Source organism: Chloracidobacterium sp. (genome assembly GCA_016720705.1).
Taxonomy (GTDB): domain Bacteria; phylum Acidobacteriota; class Blastocatellia; order Pyrinomonadales; family Pyrinomonadaceae; genus OLB17.
Window position 1 is genome coordinate 110,835 of the sequence record JADKKB010000005.1, and the last position, 26,142, is coordinate 136,976.

A 26,142-nucleotide genomic window follows, 5' to 3' on the forward strand; every position below is an offset into this window, starting at 1 on the left:
TAATGTGAAGGAAGGTAAAGATTATGTTTAGATTTAATAACGAGAGCAAAACACAATTGACCACCAATTACGAAGCGATCCGCATTTCGCTGGCTTCGCCGGATAAGATCCGTTCGTGGTCGCATGGTGAGGTGACGAAGCCGGAAACGATCAACTACCGAACGTTCAAACCGGAACGCGACGGCCTGTTTTGCGCCCGCATCTTCGGCCCGGTCTCTGATTGGGAATGTCTGTGCGGAAAGTACAAACGCATGAAGCATCGCGGCGTCATCTGCGACAAGTGCGGCGTCGAGGTCACGCAGTCGAAGGTCCGTCGCGAACGCCTCGGCCACATCGAGCTCGCTTCGCCTTGTTCGCATGTCTGGTTCTTTAAAGGATTGCCATCGCGAATCGGCCATCTGCTCGACATCACTTTGCGCGATCTCGAAAAGATCCTTTATTTCGAGACGTACATCGTCGTTGACGAAGGCGACGTGCCTGATCTCAAGCCCAAGGAATTGCTCAACGACGAGCGTTTCCGCGAATTGTCACGTGATTATCCTAATCAATTCGTCGCCAAAATGGGTGCCGAAGCGATCAAGGATCTGCTCCAGACGATCGACATTGCCGAGCTTGTCGAAGAGCTTCGTGCCAAGATGAAGGTCGAAACGTCGCAGCAGAAAAAGCTCAAGTATTCCAAGCGGCTGAAGGTTTCGAATTCGTTCCTTCGCTCGGGAAATCATCCCGACTGGATGATCCTCGACGTTATTCCGGTCATTCCGCCCGAGCTTCGTCCGTTGGTGCCTCTCGACGGCGGACGTTTCGCGACCTCAGATCTTAACGATCTCTATCGCCGCGTTATCAATCGCAATAACCGTTTGAAAAAGCTCATCGAGCTTCGTGCTCCTGAGGTTATCGTCCGTAACGAAAAACGTATGCTGCAAGAGGCAGTTGACGCGTTGTTCGACAACGGACGCCGCGGCCGCGTGCTGCGTGGTGCGAACAATCGCCCGCTCAAATCGCTGTCCGGAACACTCAAAGGTAAACAGGGACGTTTCCGTCAGAATCTGCTCGGAAAACGTGTCGATTACTCGGGACGTTCGGTGATCGTGGTCGGTCCGGAACTGAAACTCCACCAGTGCGGTTTGCCCAAGAAAATGGCATTGGAGCTGTTCAAGCCGTTTATCTACAACAAACTTGAAAAGGATGCCCACGCCGCGACCATCAAACAGGCCCGCGAAATGGTCGAGCGCCAAGAGCCGATCGTCTGGGACATCCTTGAGGAAGTCATTCGTGAGCATCCGGTTTTGCTAAACCGTGCTCCGACGCTTCACCGTCTCGGCATTCAGGCTTTTGAGCCGGTTCTGGTCGAAGGCAAAGCCATCAAGATCCATCCGCTCGTTTGTACGGCATTCAACGCCGACTTCGACGGTGACCAGATGGCCGTTCACATCCCGCTGTCGCCTGAGGCACAGATCGAAGCGAGCGTTTTGATGCTTGCGTCGAACAACCTCCTCAGCCCGGCCAGCGGACAGCCGATCACGGTGCCGTCGCAGGATATCGTTCTCGGTTGCTACTATCTGACGCTCGGCCGTGACGAACTTAAGGGCGAGAACAAGGCATTTAATTCGATCGAGGACGCATTGCTTGCTCTCGACGCCGGTGTTATCGAGACACAGTCAAAGATCCGCCTGCGTTGGCGCGGTGATCTTATGGATCTGTCGCTTGAGCACAACAATCAGGACGTGATGCGTGCCAATGTTCGCGAAAAGGTCGATATGATCATCGAAACGACGGCAGGCCGCGTTATCTTTAACGAACGCCTGACGCGTGACGGACTGCCTTTCGTCAACGGCACGCTCAAAAAGAAAGGCCTGCAGGCACTTGTCACATTCTGCCATCTACGTCTCGGCCACGATCAGACGGTTGCGTTGCTAGACGACCTTAAAACGATGGGCTTCCTTTATGCGACCAAGGCGGGCGTGTCGATCGGTATCGACGATATGGTCACGCCTCCCAGCAAAAAGGGCATCATCGAAAAGGCCCTGAAAGAGGTCGAGAAGCTTCGCAAGCAGTACGAAGACGCGACGATGACCGATATGGAACGTACCAATAAGGTTACGGCCATTTGGTCAGATGTTACAGACCACGTCGCCAAAGAGATGTTCAAGGCGATGCACACGCGTGAAATTGAGCGAAAGGAACTTAACCCGATCCTCGTTATGGCCGATTCCGGTGCTCGAGGTTCTGAGGCTCAGATCCGACAGCTTGCCGGTATGCGCGGCCTGATGGCAAAGCCGTCCGGTGAGATCATCGAAAACCCGATCCTTGCCAATTTCCGCGAAGGCCTTGATGTTCTTCAGTACTTTATTTCGACGCACGGTGCCCGAAAGGGACTGGCTGACACCGCACTTAAGACGGCGGACTCGGGTTATCTGACCCGTCGTCTGGTCGACGTTGCTCAGGACGTGATCGTTTCCGAACAGGACTGTGGCACGATGCGCGGCGTTTGGGCTGAGGCGATTATCCGTAACGGCGAAGAGGTCGAATCGCTTCGTGACCGCATCGTGGGTTGCACGTCGCTTGATGACATCATCGACCCGGTCGACGGATCGATCATCGTCGAAGCAAACGCTGAGATCGACGAAGACCTCGGTTCATCGGTGCAGCTTTCCGGATTGCAAAAGGTTCGTATTCGCTCGGCTCTGACCTGCGAATCGCGTCGCGGCATCTGCGTCAAGTGCTATGGCCGCAACCTCGCCACCGGCAACACGGTCGAGATCGGAGAAGCCGTCGGTGTCATCGCTGCTCAGTCGATCGGCGAACCCGGCACACAGCTTACGATGAGAACATTCCACGTCGGTGGTACTGCTCGGCTCGAACAAGAGACCAAGCACGCTGCCGCAATGAACGGCACGGTCAGGTACCTCGGCGATATGAAGGTCATTAAGAACCGCGAGGGCGAATTTGTTTCGCTCAAGCGTCAGTCTGAGATCGCTCTCGTCGATGAACGCGGCCGCGAAGTTGCTCATTACAAGATCGTTTACGGTGCACAGATCCACGTCAAAGACGGACAGAAGGTCAAGGAAGACGAGATCCTCGTTACGTGGGATCCGTTTACCTTCGCTATTCTTTCGGAAGTTGATGGAACGATCAAGTACCAGGACCTCCGCGAGGGCAAAACGGTCGAAGAAGAGATCGATAAGGTTACCGGACAGAAACGTCTTGTGGTCAAAGATTCGGATGAAAAAAATCAGCCGCGTCTCGAGATCCGCAACGGCAATAAGGTTCTCAAAACTTACCAGATGCCGATCCGAGCCAATCTTCACGTCGAAGACGGCGATGTAGTGCAGGCCGGTGACATCATTGCTAAGATCCCGCGTGAAACGACCAAGACCAAGGACATCGTCGGTGGTCTGCCGCGTGTCGTTGAGCTTTTCGAAGCACGTCGGCCGGGTGAAACTGCGGTTATGTCCGAGATCAACGGACATATTGAGTTTGGCCCGATCTCGAAGGGAAAACGTAAACTGATCGTGACCGGTGACGACGGCAGCCAGAGGGAATACGACATTCCGCGTGGTACGCACATCAACGTGCAGGAAGGCGACCACGTCCGTTCGGGTGAACCGCTTATGGACGGACCGCTCAACCCGCACGACATCCTGCGTGTCTTAGGAATGGAGGCGTTGCAGAACTACCTGGTCAACGAGATCCAGGAGGTCTATCGTCTGCAGGGCGTTAACATCAACGATAAGCATATCGAGGTGATCGTTCGTCAGATGCTGCGCTGGGTCAAGATCAAGGAAGTCGGCGATACCGAATTTTTGCTTGAGGAGCAGGTCGATCGATTCCGCTATGAGGATGAGAACCGTCGTGTTCAGGACGAGAAAGGCCAGACATCGGTCGGTGAACCGCTGTTGCTCGGTATTACTAAAGCATCGCTTTCTACTGACTCGTTCATCTCGGCGGCCAGCTTCCAGGAAACGACTCGCGTGCTTACCGAAGCCGCTATCTCAGGACGCGTCGATTATCTGCGCGGCCTCAAGGAAAACGTCATTATGGGACGTCTGATCCCGGCCGGAACCGGTATGAAATACTACCGCAACGTCAAAGTCGCTTACGATCCGACCGAGAATCAGAAACAGCACGATGAGTTTGACGAACTGGCGGACATCCGCGGCGGGATCGAAATACCGATGCCCATCGATATCCCCGGAATTGAACCCGAAGATTTCGACGACGATGAAGCGATCGGAATGGAAGATATCGATGCCGGGACCGAGGAGGTCTTCGACATCGACGAGGCTATGAAGATCGATATCGACGCCGACGACGAGATCTAGTTTGTGGATCATCGGGAATGGTCCCGAGTCTTAAGTGAGGGTGTTGCACTCGTTTTTGCGTGTAACACCCTTTTCGGTTTGTTGGCGAACTATGACCAAAAGGTATGCGATTCTATCTGAGCGTTGCGATGTCAGGCTTGAAGAATTGTGGCCGTTGTCGCAAAATAAATTGAGCGTCAGTTCAATGGATTTGAGCTGGCGCTGTACTATTGTGGGTTCGGCGGTGAAGGCCTGTTGACGGCCATCAGCTGACAACGAAAAGAGAACTATGTCCAAGCGAGATTATTACGAAGTACTGGGCGTCGCCAAAACCGCCGGCGATGCCGACATCAAGAAAGCCTATCGTGCACTTGCGATCCAGCATCACCCGGACAAAAATCCGGGAGACCCGCACGCTGAAGAAAAGTTTAAGGAAGCCGCAGAGGCGTACGCCGTGCTTTCCGACGCGCAAAAGCGGGCAGCATATGACCGCTTTGGCCACTCGGCCGGCGGAATGGGCGGCCAGGGATTCGACCCGAACGGATTTTCGAATATCGAGGATATTTTCGATATGTTCGGTTTCGGCGATATGTTCGGCCAACGCGGCGGCGGCGGACGCTCGACCGTCCAACGTGGTTCGGACCTCAGATACGACCTTGAAATATCACTCGAGGACGCGGCGACCGGCAAGGACGAAAAGCTCCGTATCCCGCGTCTTGAGAAATGCGACGAGTGTGAGGGTAGCGGTGCCGAAAAGGGAACTAAGCCTGAAACCTGTGTGACGTGCGGTGGAGCCGGACAGACACGCTATCAGCAGGGATTTTTCAGCGTAATGCGTACGTGCCCCAATTGTTCGGGCAGCGGGCGAATCGTCAAATCGCCCTGCAAAGGCTGTCGCGGCCAGGGCCGTGTCGAACGCGAAAAGACGATCGAGCTCAAGATACCGGCCGGCGTCGAAACCGGTTCGCGGTTACGCATCGCGGGTGAGGGCGAGGCGGGCGTGAGCGGCGGCCCGTCGGGCGATCTATTCGTCGTACTGCACGTCAAGGAGCACGAGCGGTTTGAGCGTCAGGGAGCGAACCTCTATTCGGCCGTGCCGGTGACGTTTGCCCAGGCCGCGCTCGGCGCCGAGATCACGGTGCCGACACTTAACGGCGAAGAGGAACTAAAGATCCCCGCCGGAACGCAGACCGGAACTGTCTTTCGGCTAAAGTCACACGGAATGCCGGCTCTCGGCGGCCGCGGCAAGGGCGATATGTTTGTGGCCGTAACTCTTATCACACCCAAATCACTCACTAAAGAGCAGCGAAAACTACTCGAACAGCTTGCCGAGATCGAGGATGTCGATTTTACGGATGAGTCATTCCTCGATAAGGTGCGGAATATCTTTGGTTGATTCAGACATCGGCCGGTGGTTTACGGATTTAGAAGTACGAGCAGACGGTCGGCCCAGTCGGAACGAGAGTTCTTGAGGATCTCGTACTGGACCTGAGCCATATCGCGGTCACCGCTTTTGAGGTAAGCACGGCCGAGATTGTATCGGGCCTTTTGAAAATCAGGGTTGTAGCCGAGAGCGCTATTGAGAGCCTCAATGCACACGTCCATCTTGCCTAATTCGAAATACGTTTCGCCAAGATAGTTGTACGTTTTGGCATCGGGGCGATAGATCTTAAGTTGTTCAAAGGCGGCGGCGGCCTCGGTATTTCGACGCTGTTTGGCAAGGGCAACGCCGAGGCGTTCGATTGCGTTGACGTGGTCTAGCTTGATAGCGATCGCCCGTCTATAGGCGAGTATCTCTTCGTCAGTCCGGCTCAGTTTGCCAAGTGTCAGGCCGAGCGCGTATTGCGTCTCAGGATCGTTTTCGTCAAAGCGGGCCGCCTGGCGGTAAGCATCTACCGCCTCCTTAAACTGACCAAGTGCGTAGCTCGACGCGCCGATGTTCACATAAGTCGCCGACCATTCGGGGCGAAGTCTGGCGGCCTGACGCGATGCCCGGAGAGCGTCGGTATGGCGCCCGAGCACCCCATAGCAATATCCTGCCTGATACCACGCCTCCGCATAATTAGGATCGGTCTCGACTGCCTTTTCAAAATAACCTGCGGCACGTGCAAAATCGTCCCGCGACAGTTGAGCGAGGCCCTGAGAATACATTCTCTCGGCGGCTGATCGTTTATTTTTTTGCGTTTCGGATGCGAGCGACGAAAAGGTCTGAACCTCGCTGACCTTGAGTTGTGAAATCCGTTCGGAAGGAACCGCGAAATTCAAATTTTGTCCTTCGGCGGCCTGGAGCGTCGCAATGCCGATAACCTGCCCCGCCATATTTACGACCGGCGAACCGGACGACCCCGGTGAGATCGATGCGGTGATCTGGATGATCTTGCCGTACCCCGATATCTCACGCACGGCCGACACGATGCCATTTGAAACGCTGCCCTCGAGGCCATAGGGATTGCCGATCACGACGATCGATTCGCCCTCCTGCGGCACGGCACGTACTATCGGCAGAGGGATCGCCTGGCCGCGGGGCACGTCGACCTGCAGCAGTGCGAGATCGCCCTCGCCATCTATCGCCAGTACACCGCGGACGGGATATTTTTTACCGTCGAGAAGATGTATCTCGACCCTTGCAGCACGTTCGATAACGTGACGATTGGTTATCACGCGGTCAGCGGCGATAAAAAATCCACTACCGCGGGCAAGTGTGTTGTCCTTTGCGTCAAAGGTCTCGATGGCGACCGCAGACGGCTTGATGCGTTTGACGAGCTCCGGCAGGAAATCCTGAGCAAGTGCTGTCCCCGCGAAACTTGCGAAGAGGACAAACATAAACAATATCGATCTATAGCGACTTTTGGGCATTTCACACGTTGAGAGTCGATTATATGTTCTTTCGCGTGCGGCAACAAAGTTTTTGACACAAAAAGGTGCGTGACCGATCCTGAACAGACAAAGCGGCGTTACGCTCCGACTCGGTGCTCAAAACAGTCCGACGCCAATTTCAGCGGCCGTCCGCCATTAGTGCCTTTGGTTCTTGCCGAGTGCGATCGAGCCCTTTAGGCTTTGACGAGTAATGCGTTTTCGTTTTACGGAGCGTAGAGAAAGCGATAAACTTTAATTTCTAGCTAAACTAAATATATGAAGATAGCGATCGCAGCAGACCATGCCGGCTTTGAAGGTAAGGGACTTATCAAGGAAACTCTGGATGAACTAGGCGTCGAATACGACGATATGGGGACGTTTTCGGAGGATTCGGTGGATTATCCCGACTACGCACGAAAAGTGTCCGAGGCCGTGGCGAGAGGTGAATATCCGCAAGGATTGCTGGTATGCGGTTCGGGAACCGGAATGGCGATATCGGCGAACAAGGTGAAAGGGATACGTGCCGCCGTTGCCTGGAACGCGGAGACCGCAAGCCTTGCTCGTCGGCATAATAATGCAAACGTGTTGGCGATCGGTGCCAGAACCTCACCTGAAGGTACGATCCCGGAAATCGTAAAAGCGTGGTTTTCTGCTGATTTTGAAGGCGGACGCCACGCGGACCGCGTGGACAAGATCTCGCAGATCGAAAAGGACGACCTTTGCTAATATGCCGAAAATACTGGCTTTCGCGGGGAGTTACCGCAAACATTCATTTAGCAAACGTGTACTTACCGTCGCCGTCGAAGGTGCGCGCGAGGCCGGTGCCGATGTCACTGTGCTCGACCTGAATGACTATCCCCTGCCGATCTTTAACGAAGACGATGTCAATTCAGACGGCTTTCCGGAGAATGCATATCGATTGCAGGACGCACTCAACGAGGCCGACGGTTTTCTGATCTCGACGCCGGAATACAACGCCAGTGTGCCCGGCGGATTTAAGAACGCGATCGATTGGGCATCCCGGGCAAACGATAGATATAAAACGTACAGTGTTTTTAAGGATCGGACGGCGGCGATCATCTCGTCTTCGACCGGCCGATTTGGCGGTATTCGAGGCCTCGGGCATCTGAGGGGGATCTTGACTCAGATGGGCATCGTGGTTTTGCCATCAGAGGTCTCAGTTAGCGGTGTTGCCGAAATGTTTGCAGGCGAAGGCGGCGAGATGACTGATGAACGTATGAGGACGACACTCAAAGCGCACGGTGCGGCACTTGTAAAAGCACTAAGCCGTAAGTAAAGTTTGCATTTATGATCGACCTGCGTAGCGATACAGTTACCAAACCGACGGACGAAATGCGTCGGGCAATGGCGTCTGCCGAGGTCGGCGACGACGTGTACGGCGAAGACCCGTCCGTCAACCGTCTGCAGAAATTGTCTGCCGAGTTGTTTGAAAAGGAAGCCGCACTTTTTGTGCCCAGCGGGACGATGGGCAATCAGATCGCGGTAAAGGTACATACAAAACCGGGTCAGGAAATCGTGATCGAGGAACGCGGCCACATCCTGAATTACGAACTCGGTGCGTCCGCCATATTTGCCGGAGTCACCATTCGGCCCGTAAAAAACATCGACGGTTCCGGGATGTTGACGTGGGCTGAGATCGCGGAGGTGCTGCATACTGACGGTATCTACGATCACACGCAGACCGGGCTTTTGTGTCTTGAAAATACCAACAATCTTGCCGGCGGAACCGTAATGACGGCTGAGCATTGCGCCGAACTTTGTTCGAAAGCACACGCATCGGGTGTGCCGGTGCATATGGACGGAGCACGGATATTCAATGCGGCAGTTGCATCGGGACAGTCGGTCGCCGAACTGACGCGTGAGTGTGATTCGGTGCAGTTTTGTCTGTCAAAAGGACTCGGTGCACCGGTCGGGTCGGTTTTGGTAGGCTCGAAACCGTTTATCGACGAAGCCCGTATTTGGCGGAAACGACTCGGCGGCGGGATGCGTCAGGCGGGCATTTTAGCCGCTGCCGGACTGATCGCTCTTGAAGAATCACCGAACCGTCTGCACCACGACCACGCAAATGCCAAAATGCTGGCCAACGGCCTTGCCGAACTTCGAGGCATTTCGATCGACGCCGAACAGGTTGTCACGAACATTGTTATCTTTGATATCGCCGGTACCGGAAGCACGTCCGCCGAGATCTGCGAAAAGCTGAGAGAAAAGGGCGTTTTGGCTATCGGGTTTGGAACAAAGGTCAGAATGGTGACCCATTGCGATGTGACTGAACGGCATATTCGGGATGCGCTCGCGGTTAAAAGGCAAATTTGTGGATAGTGATCGCCGATCCCGCTCGCATAATTAAGTTTGGTGTCCCATAGCCACGAAAAGCACAGGCCGGGAAGTCATACCTGTCGGTTTTTGATACACTACCTCCCGAGGTTAAAACGAGTCTTTCCTGACAAGATGATCATTGCAATCGACGGCCCTTCGGGGGCAGGCAAATCAACGCTAGGCAAGATGCTTGCCAAAAAACTGAATCTTCTTTATCTGGACACCGGAGCAATGTATCGCGCCGTTGCTCTGGCGGTTGACCGTGCAGGAATTGGATTTGACGAGACTGAAAAGGTAGCTGAGATCGCTGAGAATGCGAGGATCGATCTGGTGGGCGAGCCTGATGCTCTGAAGATAATTCTCGACGGCGACGATGTTTCGATCGATATTCGCACTCTCGGGGCGGCACAGGCGGCATCGATCGTTTCGACGATCTCCGAGGTGCGAAAAATAATGGTCGAACATCAGCGGCAGATCGGGATGTCGGCTGCAAAGGGTTGTGTGCTCGAAGGGCGTGATATCGGCAGCGTTGTTTTCCCAAACGCTGATATCAAGTTTTTTTTAACGGCAAAGCCCGAAGCACGGGCCCGCCGCCGACACACTGAGGATCAGTCTAAGGGGCGTTTAACGTCATACGAACAAACGCTTTCAGAGATCAATGAACGTGATCAGCGAGATGTTTCCCGCGAAGATTCACCGCTTACGATCTCCGACGATGCCGTGGTGATCGATACCAGCGAACTCGACCTGACCGAAGTGTTTGAACAAATGCTTGCCAAGATCGACGAAAAGTTTCCGACTGCCGGATAATGGTTGACTAGATCGCGGCCAAAAGTTAAGATTGAAAGTTGCTCGAACTTATGCTCCCGTAGCTCAGTTGGATAGAGCAACAGCCTTCTAAGCTGTGGGTCGCACGTTCAAGTCGTGCCGGGGGTAAATCCTTCATTGAAATTTCGGACGATTACCTATTGTGTCCGATCAAAGTTTGTGGCGGCTATAGTTCAGCGGTTAGAGCGCCTGATTGTGGTTCAGGATGTCGAGGGTTCGAATCCCTCTAGCCGCCCCACTTACTTTCTATATTTCGTCTCCCATAAAATAAAAATTGTATTTTCTGCCATTGCGGACTTATAATTTGGTATTTGATCTGATCGCCTCGGAAATCTTAAATATGGACCGAAAATCGATATCTATATTGCCAGCTTTTTCGATGGTCGTCGCGGCTATTTTGATCGTCGCCGCGGGAACAGCAGCACAAAGTTTTAAGCCCGGTTCGTACGTGCCGGATGAGTTGTTGGTGCGATTCGCGCTCCCCGCGGATAATGTTGTGTCAAAAGCGGCGGTACGCTCCGCGGGCGGACAATTGGGCGAGAGGTTGGGCAATACCGAATGGCAAAGGGTACGGCTTTCGCCCGGTGTGATGGTCGAGTCGGCCCTTAAAGAATTGAGCCGGTCAAACGCGGTCCTGTCAGTACAACCCAATTTTTATTATCGATTGCTGGCGACGCCTAATGATGCTCAATTTAGCAACACAGGGCTGTACGGCCTGACCAAGATCGCGGCGCCGTCGGCGTGGGATCTTTCGACCGGAAGTTCTGCGGTCGTCGTCGCCGATATCGACACTGGCTTGAAATATACGCACGAGGATATTGCGGGAAATGCCTGGATAAATCCGGGCGAGATCGCCGGCAACGGCGTTGATGATGATGCAAACGGCTTTGTAGATGATATCTATGGAGCGGATTTCTATTACAACGATAGTAATCCGGCTGACGAACACGGTCACGGAACGCACACGGCCGGCACTATCGGTGCGATGGGTAACAATCTGCTCGGCGTAGTCGGCGTAAATTGGTCGGTCAAAATAATGGCCATCAAGATCTACGACAGCGATGGTTACGGCACGACATCGGCTATGCTCGTGAACGCATATAGTTATATCAAGCAGATGAAGGATCGCGGCATTAACATCCGCGTAACTAATAATTCGTACGGCGGGTGCGACGAGGCTTGCAGCTATGATCAGGCGACCAAGGACGGCATTGACGCACTCGGCAATGCGGGCATCTTAAATGTATTCGCGGCAGGCAACGATAATAGCAACAATGATGCCGTTCCATCTTATCCGGTCAGCTACACGTCACCGAGTATTTTAGGCGTTGCCTCGTCAACCAACACGGATGCACGCTCCGGTTTTTCTAACTACGGGGTCCAGACAGTCGATCTTGCAGCCCCGGGTTCTGGCATTTACAGCACTACGTGGGCAACAAATTCCAGCTACGGTACAATGAGCGGCACGTCAATGGCGACGCCGCACGTGGCCGGGGCGGCGGCGTTGTTGTCGGCGTACAATCCGGCGTTGTCGGTGCCGTCATTAAAGGCGACGCTGATGAACACCGTTGACGTCCTTGCCGGATGGACTTCGTTCGTTAAGACGGGCGGAAGACTCAACATTGACAGTGCATTGCGAAATCAAACGGTGTGCAATTTTATGATCGGAAGCGGATCAATGACCGTTCCCACAAAGGGCGGAATATTTACGGTGAATCTCACGCCGGGCACAAATTGCGATTACACGGTTAAGAGCAATTCGTCGTGGATACGTGTGACCTCCGAACCCGAACTTTCGGGTAACGGGTCGGTGACATTTCGCGTCCGATTTAATCCGGTGATCAGTCGAACCGGCACCATATCCATCGGCGGACAAGATCTGACGATTATACAGAAGCGAAATTAGTCAATAATTTCTTTTTGGCTATTCCAACTATCGGTACACAGAATGCGTCTAAGGACGTGAACCGCTAGAAAGCCGTTGAAAATAAAGAACTTTGCAGGGAATTGTGTACGGATTATCTATCTTGCGCAATTTAGCCCTCAGGTAGTACAATTGTTGGACTGGTCATTTTGCATATCTGGCCTGATCCGTCGTAAGAATTTTATTAAAAGGTAGACGATAATGAATAGATCTTTGGCCGTGAGCCGCAAATTTGCCACAATGGCAGCAGTTTTGACGTTGTTGGCCGTGTCGGCGTTTTCACAGGCTAGTTTGCGAAAGGCGTTGGATAGTGACGGTGACGGCAAGGCCGATTACACGGTCTTCAGGCCCGCCAATAATGTTTGGTACACCAGTCGCAGCGGCGGCGGTTTTGCTATACAGCAGTTTGGCCTCGCCAATGAAGACTATACCATCCCAGGCGACTTTGACGGAGACGGCAAGGGTGATCTCTCGGTCTGGCGTGACACGACGGGCGTTTGGTATCGGCTTAATAGCTCAGACGGCACATTTGTCGCTCAGACCTTTGGCCTGAGTGGGGATGAGCCGGTGGCACGCGATTTTGACGGCGATGGAAAGACGGACATTGCGGTCGTTCGACGATCGAACGGTGCGATGATCTGGTATGTTATCCGAAGTTCGGACGCAGGCTTTCAAGCATCACAATTCGGACTCTCGACGGATTACACGGCCCCTGGCGACTATGATGGCGATGGCAAATTTGACCTCGCTGTTCAGCGTCCGGGAGCGACCCCGGCTAGTCAGTCGACGTTTTATATACTACGCAGCGGCGATGCCGGCTTGACGGTAGCTAACTGGGGCTTGAGCAATGACCTCGTCGTCCCAGGTGACTACGACGGCGACGGCAAGACTGATCTTGCGGTCGTACGCGAAGGCTCGACCGCGAGCGCGAATTTGATCTGGTACATTCTGCGCAGTTCGAATGGGACCTTTATCGCAACTAGTTTCGGACTTACAGGGTCCGATCTCAGTGCTCAGAACGACTATGACGGCGACGGTATGTGCGACATTGCCATCTGGCGTGACACAACCGGCGTTTTCTACGTACTGACCAGCTCGAGCAATTTCCAAAATTCGATTCAATCTCAATGGGGAGCCAGCAACGACTTTCCGGTTGCGGGTTACGATACCCACTAATTCAAGTTATACGTCTACGGCGTAATGGTTGAAGGCGAAATGCCTTCAACCATTTTTCTTTAAGCCGACGATTTGCAATAATCTTGTCGTCTCTAATGGTCAATTTAGCAGAAACGATCACAACGGCATTTCCATCTGCCAAAGTCGCGATAATCGGCGACATTGTCGCGGATCAATACCTTAACGGCACGATCTCGCGGGTTTCGCGAGAAGCTCCGGTATTTATTCTTCGCCACGACCAAACGACGACGTTGCCCGGCGCGGCCGCGAACGCGGCGGCTAACGTCGCTTCACTGGGCGGTCAGGCGTGCATCGTCGGCGTGATCGGTAACGACGTAAACGGGAAATTGCTGTTGGACGGAATGACCCGGACGGGAGTTGATGTTTCTTATGTAGTTGTTGATCCTGCAGCATCTACGACCACCAAGGTTCGAATCTTGGCCGGCCAGCAACACGCTGCCCGACAACAGGTTATCCGCGTTGATTACGAAAATAGTTCGCCGTATACCGATGCCGGCCGACGAAAAGTGATCGATAACGCAATTGCGGTTGCCTGTTCGGCCGACGCGATTATTTTTTCTGACTATAACTACGGTGCCGCAGATGCGGAGACGTTTGCGGCTATCAAGAAGATCGCAACGGAGCGGCGAATTCCATTGCTCGTTGATTCGCGATTTAGACTTAAGGTTTTTTGCGGAGCATCATCTGCTACACCTAATCAGGACGAGGTCGAGCAGATTCTCGGGCCGGGATTTGGTGACGACGCGTGCGAACGGCTTAGAGAGGAACTCGGACTTGATAGTCTACTTGTTACCAATGGCAACAAGGGAATGACCCTGATCGAAAAAGACTGTCCACCGCACCAGATCGACGCCGTCGGCTCCGACCAAGCGGTCGATGTAACGGGAGCGGGCGACACGGTTATCGCGACTTTTGCATTGGGGCTTGCATCGGGTTTGAGCTATTCGGAGGCAGCCAGGCTCGCAAATCACGCCGGGGGCATCGTTGTTATGAAGAAGGGCACGGCCACCGTCGCTCCGGACGAGTTGATAGGCTCGATCAATGCGATCGCGAACCGGTAAATTTGATCGTGAAATGCTAATTAAAACTCCTATTCTCGGACGAGACGATTTGATCGACGTTCTGAAATCAGTTCGGAGCGAGGGTAAGGTCATTGTACTCGCAAACGGTTGTTTCGACCTTTTTCACGTCGGCCACGTTCGCTATTTGCAAGGGGCGGCAGAGCTTGGCGATGTTTTGGTCGTGGGGATCAACTCCGACCGCCAAACCCGATCGTTAAAAGGTCCCGGTCGGCCATTTATGCCCGAAAATGAGCGAGCTGAGGTCGTTGGTGCCCTTAAAGGGGTCGATTTTGTCACGATCTTTGACGAACCGACAGTAACCGAACTAATTCAGGCGATCCACCCCGACATTCACGCTAAAGGTACCGACTACACCGTGGACAGCGTGCCGGAGCGCGAAATAGTCCGATCGTACGGCGGACGAGTCGCCATAGTTGGTGATCCCAAAGATCACTCGTCCACCGAGTTGATCAAAACCGTAAATACCGCCGACAAATAGAGGCCGTATGGATCGTCGTATCCTGCATATCAGATGTGGCACGCAAGAACCAAGAATGAGCTGATCATCGAAGTATGGGAAAAGCTCGATTGTGAAAACGTCGGCTCGACCGAGATCGAGGCGATCGAGATCGCAGTCGCAGCGGAATACGGGCAGGCCGCGGTCGATTCGCCGATGATAATTGCGAGACTTCTTGCCGACGAGGGAGCGGAATTACGGCATGCTGAGATCATGCGTTTGTATGTGGAGAGGGCGTCGAATCGTCCGTATGACGCGGCGTTTCGCAATTTATTAGATCTCGAGAGCCTGCTCTCTGCCCGACGGTCGATATTGTCTCTGAACAGTTTGCGGCGAAAATATGTCGCCGCAAATGACCGCGAAGGAGTCCGCCTGACACGCCAGTTTGCACTCGACGCCAAACGAAACCTAAAAGCGGTGATCGACGATCCACGAACGGATGGATCGATCCGCAGGATGAAGATCGAAATTACTGAGTGGCTTTCGCTCTGGCTTCAGACACCCAATTTGTTTAACGATTGGGTCGAACTCCGACAGCGGTCCCCCGAATTTCGCAAGACATTCGGGCAGATCCGGAATTCCGACGAACAATAATGCGACGATTTTATTCACCGCCCGAAACGTTTGAAGACCACTCGGTCAAGCTTGGTGCTGACGAGGCTCATCACCTGCGCGACGTTCTGCGTTTGAGGGTCGGCGACGAAGTATCGGTTTTTGATGGGGTCGGACACGAGTATGTCTGCCGCATCCGGTCTATCGAACGCTCGGCGGCGGAACTTGAGATCCTCAGAGAGATTCAAGCAAGGTCACCGGAATCACCGGTTCGGATCACGCTGGCGGCGGCCTTGCTCAAAGCGGACAAATTTGAGTTGGTCGTTCAAAAGGCGGTCGAATTGGGAGTTGCTGAGATCATTCCGCTGATCACCGATCGAGCGGAAGCCAACACTAAGGCTAGCGAAAAGAGAATGCTGCGATTGCAGCGGATCATCCTGGACGCATCGAAACAATGCGGGCGGGCGACGCTGATGAAGATCTCCGAGCCTTTGAAATTTCGCGATCTGCTCGCGAAATTGGCGGATCCGTCGGAGGTGGCACTCTTTGCAGAAAGGGATGGCACACGACTCGACCACGTCAGCGGGCAGGTCATCAAGACAATTGTGATCGGCCCTGAGGGCGGATGGAGCGATGCGGAGATGGCGGCCGCCCAACGATCGGGCTGCCGCGTGATAACACTGGGCGGTCGAATCCTAAGGGCAGAGACGGCGGCTATCGCGATCACCGCTATCGTTCAAAATCTATTTGGCGATATTAATTAGGGTCGGTGGACTTGGCCGCCTTTGGTCGGTAAAATGCATCGCCCCGCTGGGTCAAATGTGCCCGATCGGCGAGCGAACGTAGTACCGCGTCAAGCAGTTCCTTGCTCTCAAGCTTAAAGTTAACTACGCCCTTTACGTCAATGTCCGGATCATCGCACTGGATGATCAGGTAACTGCGTTTCTCCTTGATGAAACCCGCAAGAGCGGCACCGGGCAATGGAATGTTACGGAGGACATTGCCGGTCGTTGACGTGACAGACTTCGACTGCGGATAAATGACCAATAGTGCGTCATAGGGGATTCCAAACAGTTCCTTCTGTTCATTTCCAAAAAATACTAATCGGTCATTCGCGTCATCGAACTTGAGCGTGCCGATCTGCTTATTATTGAATCCGAAAAGGCCACCTTCGTACTTGGCTCCAAACGATTCCGGGGCAGGTGCGGCTTTGGCCGTCGCCGTGGAGGTGCCGATCGGACGCGGTTGGGCCTGAACGGCAATAGAATATGTAAATATCAAGACGGCGATCAGTATGAAATATCTCATTGGTGAACAAACCCTATATCCGCGAATCTATTGGAAAAACTCCGGCATTTCTCTAATAGACGCTTGCCGAGGCCAATTGGTTGTTATTTGGCCGCGGTCATTTTGTGAGTTCGAGAATGGGTGGCAATGCGTTCCTCAGCAATGGCGACATATTCGCTTGAGATCTCGGAACCTAGCCAACGCCGATCATTGAGCATCGCGGCCTTAGCGGTCGTTCCACTGCCCATAAAGCAGTCGTAAACAAGATCGCCGGGCTCAGTCCAGGTCAATATCTGATCCTCAGCCAATTGTTCCGGAAAGATCGCCGGATGCTTGAATGCTATCTTGTCCTTCGAGCTTGATGTGCCGACATTGTAGTAGAAAATATTATTGACCTTGCGTTCCTTTGGGGCTATGTGATCGTGAGCGAGGTCATTGCGTCCAACCTTTGTGATACGAAATGATTTGAATGCCTTTTCCTGCTTTATTGCCTGCATTATCGGATCAAACTTGGCGGGCTGGCCTTTGCTAAAGCAAAACATATACTCAAATGCCTGACGGTATCGCTTGCCGCAGTCGCTCGGGATCGGATTATTCTTGGCGTAGATCATCGTATCGTGAACACGAAATCCCGCGTCTTGAAATGTGATCGCGTGGCGAAAGCTAGTAAGTGTTTCATCTCCGCCGATCGTGCGGTCGCCGACTACCCAGATCACTACACCGCCCGGTTTGGTCTTGGCAAATAGCCCGGCGGCGATCTCTTCGACCGGGAAATGGTAGCCGTTATAATCGCGGAGGTCGTCGTACGGCGGACTGGTGATCGTCATATCCAGCCAATCGCCCGGCATTCGGGCGAGCGTCTCGATGCAGTTTTCATTATAGATCTTGCTGATTTCGATACTCATAATGGCCAGTGTGACAGAAAATCCCCGACAAACTGCTTATCCTCTTTTTCAGATTCGAATTCAAGGAACTCGCGGAACTGTTCGAGTTCGATAAAGTACTCTTCCTCGTTCATCTTTCCGCAAAAATAGACGACTCTCAGCCATACGAGGTATGTGTTCAGCGTGTCTATCTGATTGTATTCGACGATCTTGGTGATCTCGCGTTGCAGCCAAAGATCAGTTACCTGATCGCCTTTGACGTCGATCTTGCCAGGATAACCGCACAGTTTGGCTAGCTCATCCAGACGCGGAGACATTCCGCCGCGATTCGAAAATCGGGTGAGCAGATCGAGGTGCGCTTCGCTGTTGCGTGAATCGAAATAGTCCTCGCCTTCCCACGGTTTATTTGGGCGCTGATTAAACGCGGGTGCGGTGATCTCGTTTATGATGCCGCGTTGGATCAACACTTGTAGGTCAGATTCGCTCGAATTAAATCCAACAAGCTGCGGCTTTCGTTCGCCGACAATGTATAGAAATCGTTCAATTATGGCCGCCTCATCGACGTCGTCCGTTTCGATCGGGAGTTTCGGCAGTGAATTGAGTGAGAACTCAATGGTTCGTTCACCGTCGCGATACACCGATTTTCGCGATAGAAACGCGATCGAGACCACACGCGAAAACATATACTTGAGGAATGGCCGCGGATTTTTGTCGGCGTCATACTGCGGCGAATGTTCCCACAGACGCTGCATTGCTTCGAGCTCGGTGGTCTCGTCCGGTAGATCAAAAAGCCGCCGAGCACCGTTTGCATCGGGAACCCATTCGAGGTCGTAAAAAAGTGCGAGTTCGTGGATCGGAGATTTCAGCATTGCGTAAATCAGGTAAACGCGGACTTCAAAAAATAATCAATGTTTGCTTGTGTTTAGACGATGCGAACAGCTGAATTCTAGCACAGGCTCACCACTGAATCGAATCCGCAATACCGAGGCTGAGCCCGGCACTTACACGGTGCTCGGCATCCCCGCCCAAAATGCCATCGCGAATGATGATCGCTACCCAACGGCAGGTCAGTTCTGCTCGTATAGGGCGACGCGTTGCTCATATGCGTTTCGCACGATCCGTACGTCTTCGAGAAAATGTGGAAGTTCATCCATACGCAATGCCTGCGGGCCGTCAACGAGTGCCTTGCTTGGGTCGGGATGAAAATCGACGAGCACCATATTGGCACCCGCGATGATCCCCTGGGCCGTTATGTGCATTATATCGAGTATATTATCTGAACCGCGGAATCGGCCCCCGACGGAATGTGATGGATCGATGCATACCGGCATTCGGGTCAGTCTCTTGACGACCGGCACGTGGGCAAAATCAACAAGGTTTCGATGCGGATCGCCGATATTTGTCTTCATTCCGCGCAGGCCAAAGATGACCTTTTGATTGCCCTCGCTCGCCAGATACTCGGCCGCGTGGAGCGACTCATCCAGCGTTATGCCAAATCCGCGTTTGAGTAAAACCGGAAACTCCTGCTGGCGGCCGACGCTCTTGAGTAATTCGAAATTTTGCGTATTTCGGGTCCCGATCTGCAACATCACACCGGTCGCATTGCCAGTTGCGGTCAGAGCTTTACTGATCTCGTCGACGTGCGATTCGTGCGTGACCTCCATCGCGATGACCTTTATTCCGTATTTTCCGGCCAACTCGAAAACGTATGGCAGACAATTGGGACCGTGACCCTGAAACGAATATGGGCTCGTCCGCGGCTTATAAGCTCCCATCCGGGTGCAGACCTGGCCATTGCTTTGCAATGCCTTCATCATTGCGTCGACGCTCCCCGGCGAATCGACAGCACACAAGCCGGCAAAAACATTCAAGTTGTCCTGGCTAAAGGTAACGCCGTTGTAGGTGAAGTTGTTTGGACGGTTGTCGTCCTTATGACGGCCGAGAACGCGATATACCTCGGATACGCGTATAACGTGCTCGACACCCGGAAAACTCTTCATCTCGTCGAGCGACAGGGCAGCAGTGTTACCGATCAGATACAGTTCGGTCAACAATTGCTGCTTTCCCTGAATATTGTGGACAAGTATTTCGACGTTTTGAAAATTGTTAATATGAGATTCGATACGCCGATATTCGCGACTGTCGATATCGAGATCGGGTTTAAGAACGATGATCATATATATAAAATAGCTATTGTTACGCCGACCCCAATATGGTCGACGAGTAACGTCCGAGTACCCGGACATCCACGGCAAGTTCGCGGACCTCGTCGAGGGCACCGCTCATTTCGCCGGGATTGGCAGGCACTAGCACGTCTAGATAGAAATTGTACTCGTCAGGCGAATCGCGGATCGGCAGACTCTCGATCTTGAGCAGATCGACACCCCGGCGAACAAATGGCCGCAAGGCACCGTGCAGCGAACCGGGGCGATTCTTGAGACGCATTACGAGCGAGATCTTAGTGCCCGTTTCGGAGCGGTCGGCAACCGCCGAGAGAAGTGCAAAGCGGGTGTAATTTTCACGATTATCTTCGAGATGCTCGAGCAATATCTTTCCGCCGTAGATCTCGGCCGTTCGCTTACCGCCGATCCCGGCACGGGTAATATCGCCACTCTCGACGGCCCGCCGGACACTGCCGGCGGTGTCGTCCGCCGGAACACGCTTAAATTCAGGATGCGCCGCGAAAAACGCGGTGCATTGGGCAAGTGCCGCCGGATGTGATTCAACGGTGCGGACCGTTTCGATCGTTGCTCCTTCGCACGCCACCAGATAGTGTGAAACCGGCAAAACGAGTTCGGCCACGATATGAAGCGAACTCCGCAACAGAAGGTCCACGCACCTATGGACCGACCCAATAAGGCTATTTTCGAGCGGTGTAAGGATATAGTCGGCCTTGCCGCTTTCGATAGCCAAAAATAATTCGTCGAAAGTCGGCATCGACACCGTTTCGCTTTCATCACCTAAGAGGCTAAGTGCTGCCTCTTCACTAAATGTTCCGCGTTCGCCTAAGAATGCGACACGCGAACGGCCGCCGACCTTTGCCGCGAGTTGCTCCGTGCGCTGCTGATCTGACAACTTTCGGCCAAATCTATCTTGTTGCAGTTGGAGCGATTCGTCGATGATCCGCTGAAAAATGCTGTCGATATTATGTTCGGCAAAAGGGCCCGGGTTTTCTGCACGCATTCGGGCCAAGACTTCGAGTTCGCGGGTCGGGTCACACAGCGATGTCTCGACGTTCGTTTTTGCGGCACCGACGCGCAGGGCAATTTCTGCCCGTTTGTTTAAGAGTCTCAGCAATTCTTCGTCGATCGCATCGATCTCGCTTCGCGGATTGTCTATCTTGCCCTCTCCCATTTCCCAAATGATATACGCTCCCGGCAGTCGGTCACAACCGTCAGCCTGATTATTGCGTTATTTACATTGGATAACCGCCGATGCCGCCGGGTCATCACGATTTGCCACTGCAACAGGCAGGTCTCCCGCACAGGCAGGAGATAGGGAAGTGGCAGATATTTCAATGCACCATACCGTCAATATTTATTCGATATGCTTCACCGCGAGCCTAAACAGAAGCGGGCTGAGACGCACTAAGTCTAATGTTAACAGTGTGTTACCGTGTGTGGCACGGTGCTTGCCACTATTCAAGTCGAAACGGGCGACAGCCCCGAAAGCTAAACGGGAGAAATAAAATTATGAGAAAACTAATTAGCGTAGGCCTTATGGCGATGTTACTGGCTGTTATGGTGCCGGCCTTTGCATCGACCGCTGCCGCACAGAAACGATATTTCGGCAATGAACGACGCTATTCGTCAGGCTACAAAAAGCCGAGCGTTTATCGACGGCATCGCAATCTTATTAATATAGCCATAGGAACCGGTGCCGGAGCCATAGTGGGCGGACTCATCGGTGGTAAGCGTGGTGCGGGAATCGGCGCGATCGCCGGTGCCGGCGGTTCGGCACTTTACACATACAAACTCAAGCCCAAAAAGCGTCGTTATCAGGCTCAGTATTATCAGAGATAATGATCGCCGATCAAGCGAGAATCAAAAAGGCCGCGTCTCATAGAAGAGACGCGGCCTTTTTTTCGTTGACGACAGCCTAGTAAACGTAGGTGTTAGCTTGGATCATCGTATCTGCAATGCGTTGGCGTGCAGCAATGGTGTTGACCGGCGAATTATTTTTCGTAAACCGCTTTAATGCTACAAGCAAGGTGCGTCCTTCGTCACCCTCAGCGATCGCGGCGATCGTGTTTTTAGCTTTGGCGTCGATCCGCTGAATTGCGTCGTTGCAGAAGACTGACGCCATATCGATATAGCGACCCGCTGACTCCTCGCCATTCTTTTCAGCAAACTTCTTGGCACGCAAGATAGCTGTTTCCATCTGGTATGCGTCCATAATGATGTCGGCACAATTGATCAAAACCTCTTGCTGCTCGCTGAGTTCCATCATATATTTCTGGGCAGCGGTCCCGAGCGTCATTAGTGCGATCTTCTTAGCGTTTTGGGCAAGTTTTGTCTCTGCCGCGAGCAGACTCGTGTCTTCGTCAAACGACATCTGCGGATTGAGGATCTCATCCATAAGGGCTTTGGCTGCCTGAAGCAGTCCAAGTCTGCCCTTGATCGCACGTTTCATCAACTGGCCGGGGATGAGCATACGGTTGATCTCATTCGTTCCCTCAAAGATCCGGTTAATGCGCGAATCGCGATAGGCTTTTTCCGCCGGATAATCAGCCGAATAGCCGTATCCGCCATATATCTGCACCATCTCATCCACGACATAATCCAAAGACTCGCTGCACGCGACCTTGTTGATCGACGATTCGACGGCATACTCTTCGATCGACTGCAATTTGGTCGCGTTGTCAGCACCGTCGCCGATGAGGTGATCGATCATCCCGACCGTCCGATATGTGATAGCCTCAGAGACCCAAGTGCGGATCGCCATTTCGGCAAGCTTATGTTTGATCGCACCGAACGACGAGATCGGTTTGTTGAACTGATGCCGCTCGTTGGCATACCTAACTGCCTCGTGGATGGCGAGTTTGGCACCGCCCGTCACAGATGCACCAAGCTTGAAGCGTCCGACGTTAAGTACGTTAAATGCGATCTTGGCACCGTCGCCGACGTTGCCGATCAAGTTGCCGGCAGGGATCTTGCAGTCTGACAGAATTACGGCAGTCGTCGAGGACGATTTGATGCCGAGTTTGTGCTCTTCAGCCCCGGCACGACAGCTTTCGCTCTGCGGCACCAGGAAGCACGAGAATTTTTCCTTCTCACCGTCCACCTTAGCAAAAACAAGGAATACATCGGCAAAGCCGCCGTTCGTGATCCACATTTTTTCGCCGTTGAGCGTCCATGTCTGACCGTCATCGCTAAGTTTGGCGACGCACTTTGCACCCAGGGCGTCCGAACCCGAACTAGACTCGGTCAGGCAGTATGCGGAGACCGCTTCGCCCGAGATTATCTTTGGTATCCATTCATTTTTGAGCTCATCGCTGCCCCAATAGAGAATGGGAAGCAAGCCGATCGAGGTCTGGGCACCGTAGGTCGAACCAAAACCTCCGCCACGGCCGACCATTTCGGCGATGATCACGCCGGATGTCTGATCGAGTGCCATACCGCCAAGCTCCTCAGGAATATTGGCGCCGAGCAGGCCAAGGTCGCCCGCTTTTTTTAGCAGGTCGCGTGCGATATTCCACTCGTGTTTTTCGAGAGCGTCGATATTCGGAGCAACTTCATTGTCGATGTATTCCTTACAGGTCTCACCGATCATTCGATGCTCATCAGTAAAATCCTCCGGCGTAAAAACCCCGGCCGTGTTCGAATCAGCGATCAGAAACTCGCCGCCCTTTACATATTCTCTTTCCATTTGTGCTTCCATAATTTTTCAGATCATTTCACCACGGAGACACGGAGTACACAGAGTTGCTTTGAAAGTATTTTTCAATCTTATCTGCGTCATCCGCGTCGATCTGCGGCTAATATTATCGTCCTCCGTGTTCTCTGTGTCACTGTAGTAAATTTCTTAGTCCAATCTTTCAAATATTCCTGCCGCACCCATACCGCCGCCGACGCACATTGTTACCATGCCGTATCGTTTGCCCGTTCGTTTAAGTTCGTGCAAAACGGTCGCGGTCAATTTTGCACCGGTGCATCCGAGCGGATGTCCGAGGGCGACCGCACCGCCATTTAAGTTGACCTTAGACGGATCCATCTCGAGAACCTTCATCACCGACAATCCTTGGGCTGCGAAAGCTTCGTTGAGTTCGATGACGTCGATCTGGTCGAGCGTCAGGCCCGCCAATTTCAAAGCCTTAGGTATCGCATAGACCGGTCCGATGCCCATTTCCTCCGGCAGACATCCAGCGGTCGCGAACGAGATGAATCTCGCGAGCGGTGTCAGTCCAAGTTCCGCGGCCTTATCGGCCGACATAACGACCGTCGCAGCGGCACCGTCGGACATCTGCGACGAGTTACCCGCCGTGACAGTGCCATTTACGTGAAATACGGCACGGAGTTTTGCGAGGCCTTCGACGGATGTATCGGCACGCGGGCCTTCGTCCTGTGCGAAAACGACCTCCTTTCGGCGTACACGGCCTTTTTCGTCGAATTCGTCGACGAAGACGTTCATCGGAACTATTTCATCCTTAAATCTGCCTTCAGCGATGGCGGCGAGAGCCTTTCGGTGCGAATTATAAGAAAATTCGTCAGCCTGTTGACGCGTGATCTCGTATTTTCGGGCGAGGTTCTCAGCGGTGAGGCCCATATTGAGGTAATAATCAGGATAGCTGTCCACGATCGCCGGATTGGGCCGGATCACGTTGCCGCCCATAGGTATCATCGACATCGTTTCCAAACCGCCCGCGACAATAACATCCGCGCCGCCCGTACGAATACGGTCGGCAGCAAGTGCGATCGTCTGCAATCCCGACGAGCAATAACGATTGACCGTCATCGCCGAGATCTCGACGGGTAACCCCGCCGCGATCATCGCCGTCCGGGCGACGTTCATCCCTTGCTCAGCCTCGGGAAATGCGCAGCCCATAATGACGTCGTCTATCAACGAAACATCAACGCCGGCCCGCACGATCGCCTCTTTGATAGCCGCCGCCCCAAGATCGTCGGGACGCGTATTTTTGAGTGTTCCTTTTGGTGCCTTACCTACCGCCGTTCGCACGGCCGATACTATTACTGCTTCTTTCATAATTTTCTGTTGCCACGAATTACACGAATGTCACGAATAAATACATTTGCGTAATTCGCGCTATTCGTGGCTAAATCTTAATTCTCAATTCCAACTTCAACTTCTTCGACCCTCAAAACCCTTTTCAATATCGCCGGATCGATCTCCACCAAAAAGCCGCGTTTGCCACCGTTGATGTATATCTCTCGCAGATCGAATATCGTTTTTTCGGCGTAAACAGGCATCGTGATCCGCGTGCCAAATGGTGATGTGCCGCCGACGAGATAGCCTGTATGTTTAGTTGCTTGATCGGGCGACGCCGGTTCGACCGACTTGACGCCGATGTGTCGTGCCAAGTTCTTTGTAGAAACCTGACGGTCGCCGTGCATCAGCACGATCAAAGGCTTCTTCTCGTTCGTTTCAAATATCAACGTCTTAACGACCGCGTGTTCGTTCACGCCTAAGTGCTTTGCCGACTCCTGCGTTCCGCCCTTCTCAACATAGTCGTAAAGCCGAGGTGCAAACTCCACCTTGTTTTCTCTCAAAAACCTGACTGCCGATGTCACCGGAAAATCGACGCTCATAGAAACCTATTGGCTGCCTCTAACGGTTTTGGCATTCCTTATATCTAAAACAGCTTGTCAAATGGTCATTGACCATTCCGGTCGCCTGCATAAAAGCGTACATAATGGTTGAGCCGACAAAATTGAATCCGCGTTTTTTCAGATCTTTCGACATAGCGTCCGAAATCTCGGTCTTGGCGGGAACATCGCCGTGCCTCTTTAGCTTATTAACGACCGGTTTGCCGCCGACAAAGTTCCAGATGTATTTGTCGAAAGAGCCAAATTCTTTTTGCACAGAAAGAAAGGCTTTCGCGTTTCTTACCGCAGAAGCGATCTTCAAACGATTGCGAATAATGCCCTGGTTTAGCATCAATTTCGCACACTGTGCGTCGGTGTACTTGGCGACCTTTGCAGGGTCAAAATTATCGAACGCCTCGCGGTATGCGTCGCGTTTCCGCAGAACCGTGTTCCAACTCAAACCTGCCTGGGCACCTTCCAGTATCAAAAATTCAAAGAACAAGCGATCATCGTGCACCGGAACGCCCCATTCGGTATCGTGATACGGAATGTTCAGCTCATTTGTCGCCCAAGAGCATCGATTCATAATTTTAGGTGCCGACTTAACCCACGGCCCTCGCTCCGATCAGACTAGC

Annotated in this window: 23 protein-coding genes and 2 tRNA genes; 15 read left to right on the forward strand and 10 right to left on the reverse strand. The window is 53.1% G+C overall.

All coding sequences use genetic code 11. From position 1 onward, the window contains the following. Positions 1-23 precede the first annotated feature (23 nt). Both rpoC and dnaJ read left to right on the forward strand, forming a co-directional pair. A complete protein-coding gene (gene rpoC, locus IPQ00_03730; protein ID MBL0239669.1) occupies positions 24-4,322 on the forward strand; it encodes a DNA-directed RNA polymerase subunit beta' in 4,299 nt (1,432 codons plus the stop codon). A 268-nt stretch (positions 4,323-4,590) separates the two neighbouring features. Continuing rightward, a complete protein-coding gene (gene dnaJ, locus IPQ00_03735; GenBank protein ID MBL0239670.1) occupies positions 4,591-5,697 on the forward strand; it encodes a molecular chaperone DnaJ in 1,107 nt (368 codons plus the stop codon). Between the two features lie 20 nt (positions 5,698-5,717). Here the strand turns inward: dnaJ and IPQ00_03740 are convergent, their stop codons facing one another. After that, complete coding sequence (locus IPQ00_03740; GenBank protein MBL0239671.1) at positions 5,718-7,124, reverse strand: trypsin-like peptidase domain-containing protein; 1,407 nt, start codon at positions 7,122-7,124, stop codon at positions 5,718-5,720. Between the two features lie 309 nt (positions 7,125-7,433). Here IPQ00_03740 and rpiB point away from each other — a divergent pair, with 309 nt between their 5' ends. From rpiB to IPQ00_03800, 12 genes are all read left to right on the forward strand, one after another. Further along, positions 7,434-7,883, forward strand: coding sequence for a ribose 5-phosphate isomerase B (rpiB, locus tag IPQ00_03745; protein ID MBL0239672.1), 450 nt, complete (start codon positions 7,434-7,436; stop codon positions 7,881-7,883). A gap of 1 nt (position 7,884) precedes the next feature. Further along, positions 7,885-8,454 carry an NAD(P)H-dependent oxidoreductase gene (locus IPQ00_03750; protein MBL0239673.1) on the forward strand — a complete coding sequence of 190 codons (570 nt, stop codon included), beginning with the start codon at positions 7,885-7,887 and terminating at the stop codon, positions 8,452-8,454. Between the two features lie 11 nt (positions 8,455-8,465). Next, complete coding sequence (locus tag IPQ00_03755; protein ID MBL0239674.1) at positions 8,466-9,497, forward strand: low specificity L-threonine aldolase; 1,032 nt, start codon at positions 8,466-8,468, stop codon at positions 9,495-9,497. A gap of 129 nt (positions 9,498-9,626) precedes the next feature. Then, positions 9,627-10,304 (forward strand): (d)CMP kinase, encoded by a 678-nt coding sequence (locus IPQ00_03760; protein ID MBL0239675.1) that lies wholly within the window; start codon positions 9,627-9,629, stop codon positions 10,302-10,304. 52 nt (positions 10,305-10,356) lie between these two features. After that, a tRNA-Arg gene (locus IPQ00_03765) sits at positions 10,357-10,430 on the forward strand. Positions 10,431-10,484: 54 nt separating this feature from the next. Further along, a tRNA-His gene (locus tag IPQ00_03770) sits at positions 10,485-10,560 on the forward strand. 102 nt (positions 10,561-10,662) lie between these two features. Then, complete coding sequence (locus IPQ00_03775; protein ID MBL0239676.1) at positions 10,663-12,228, forward strand: S8 family serine peptidase; 1,566 nt, start codon at positions 10,663-10,665, stop codon at positions 12,226-12,228. 219 nt (positions 12,229-12,447) lie between these two features. After that, entirely contained in the window at positions 12,448-13,422 is a 975-nt protein-coding gene (locus IPQ00_03780) for a VCBS repeat-containing protein (protein ID MBL0239677.1), read from the forward strand. A 95-nt stretch (positions 13,423-13,517) separates the two neighbouring features. Next, a complete protein-coding gene (locus IPQ00_03785) occupies positions 13,518-14,504 on the forward strand; it encodes a hypothetical protein (protein ID MBL0239678.1) in 987 nt (328 codons plus the stop codon). Between the two features lie 13 nt (positions 14,505-14,517). Then, positions 14,518-15,003, forward strand: a complete 486-nt coding sequence (locus IPQ00_03790; GenBank protein ID MBL0239679.1) for an adenylyltransferase/cytidyltransferase family protein — start codon at positions 14,518-14,520, stop codon at positions 15,001-15,003. Between the two features lie 33 nt (positions 15,004-15,036). Then, positions 15,037-15,615: a hypothetical protein gene (locus IPQ00_03795; protein MBL0239680.1), complete on the forward strand. Its 579-nt coding sequence runs from the start codon at positions 15,037-15,039 to the stop codon at positions 15,613-15,615. Beyond that, positions 15,615-16,337: a 16S rRNA (uracil(1498)-N(3))-methyltransferase gene (locus IPQ00_03800; GenBank protein ID MBL0239681.1), complete on the forward strand. Its 723-nt coding sequence runs from the start codon at positions 15,615-15,617 to the stop codon at positions 16,335-16,337. Before IPQ00_03795 ends, IPQ00_03800 begins: the two co-directional genes overlap by 1 nt. Here the strand turns inward: IPQ00_03800 and IPQ00_03805 are convergent. From IPQ00_03805 to IPQ00_03825, 5 genes are all read right to left on the reverse strand, one after another. Next, entirely contained in the window at positions 16,330-16,881 is a 552-nt protein-coding gene (locus IPQ00_03805; GenBank protein MBL0239682.1) for a hypothetical protein, read from the reverse strand. The two genes, IPQ00_03800 and IPQ00_03805, sit on opposite strands and share 8 nt — an antisense overlap. Before the next feature lie 83 nt (positions 16,882-16,964). Further along, on the reverse strand, positions 16,965-17,765 hold the full coding sequence (locus IPQ00_03810; GenBank protein MBL0239683.1) for a site-specific DNA-methyltransferase: 801 nt from the start codon (positions 17,763-17,765) through the stop codon (positions 16,965-16,967). Then, positions 17,762-18,613: a 3'-5' exonuclease gene (locus IPQ00_03815; GenBank protein ID MBL0239684.1), complete on the reverse strand. Its 852-nt coding sequence runs from the start codon at positions 18,611-18,613 to the stop codon at positions 17,762-17,764. The genes IPQ00_03810 and IPQ00_03815 overlap by 4 nt, the downstream gene beginning before the upstream one ends. A gap of 198 nt (positions 18,614-18,811) precedes the next feature. Then, positions 18,812-19,921: a 3-deoxy-7-phosphoheptulonate synthase gene (locus IPQ00_03820; GenBank protein ID MBL0239685.1), complete on the reverse strand. Its 1,110-nt coding sequence runs from the start codon at positions 19,919-19,921 to the stop codon at positions 18,812-18,814. A 19-nt stretch (positions 19,922-19,940) separates the two neighbouring features. Next, a complete protein-coding gene (locus tag IPQ00_03825) occupies positions 19,941-21,098 on the reverse strand; it encodes a chorismate mutase (GenBank protein ID MBL0239686.1) in 1,158 nt (385 codons plus the stop codon). A gap of 338 nt (positions 21,099-21,436) precedes the next feature. On the opposite strand from IPQ00_03825, the gene IPQ00_03830 reads away from it, so the two are divergent. Next, positions 21,437-21,766, forward strand: a complete 330-nt coding sequence (locus tag IPQ00_03830) for a hypothetical protein (GenBank protein MBL0239687.1) — start codon at positions 21,437-21,439, stop codon at positions 21,764-21,766. 76 nt (positions 21,767-21,842) lie between these two features. Here IPQ00_03830 and IPQ00_03835 read toward each other — a convergent pair whose 3' ends face one another. The 4 genes from IPQ00_03835 to IPQ00_03850 form a co-directional block, all read right to left on the reverse strand. Next, positions 21,843-23,612 carry an acyl-CoA dehydrogenase family protein gene (locus IPQ00_03835; protein ID MBL0239688.1) on the reverse strand — a complete coding sequence of 590 codons (1,770 nt, stop codon included), beginning with the start codon at positions 23,610-23,612 and terminating at the stop codon, positions 21,843-21,845. Positions 23,613-23,768: 156 nt separating this feature from the next. After that, entirely contained in the window at positions 23,769-24,947 is a 1,179-nt protein-coding gene (locus IPQ00_03840; protein ID MBL0239689.1) for an acetyl-CoA C-acyltransferase, read from the reverse strand. Positions 24,948-25,024: 77 nt separating this feature from the next. Further along, complete coding sequence (gene ybaK, locus IPQ00_03845) at positions 25,025-25,510, reverse strand: Cys-tRNA(Pro) deacylase (protein ID MBL0239690.1); 486 nt, start codon at positions 25,508-25,510, stop codon at positions 25,025-25,027. Between the two features lie 19 nt (positions 25,511-25,529). Further along, the gene (locus IPQ00_03850; protein MBL0239691.1) at positions 25,530-26,093 is read right to left on the reverse strand and encodes a DNA-3-methyladenine glycosylase I; all 564 of its coding nucleotides are present in this window, start codon (positions 26,091-26,093) and stop codon (positions 25,530-25,532) included. Positions 26,094-26,142: the final 49 nt, after the last annotated feature.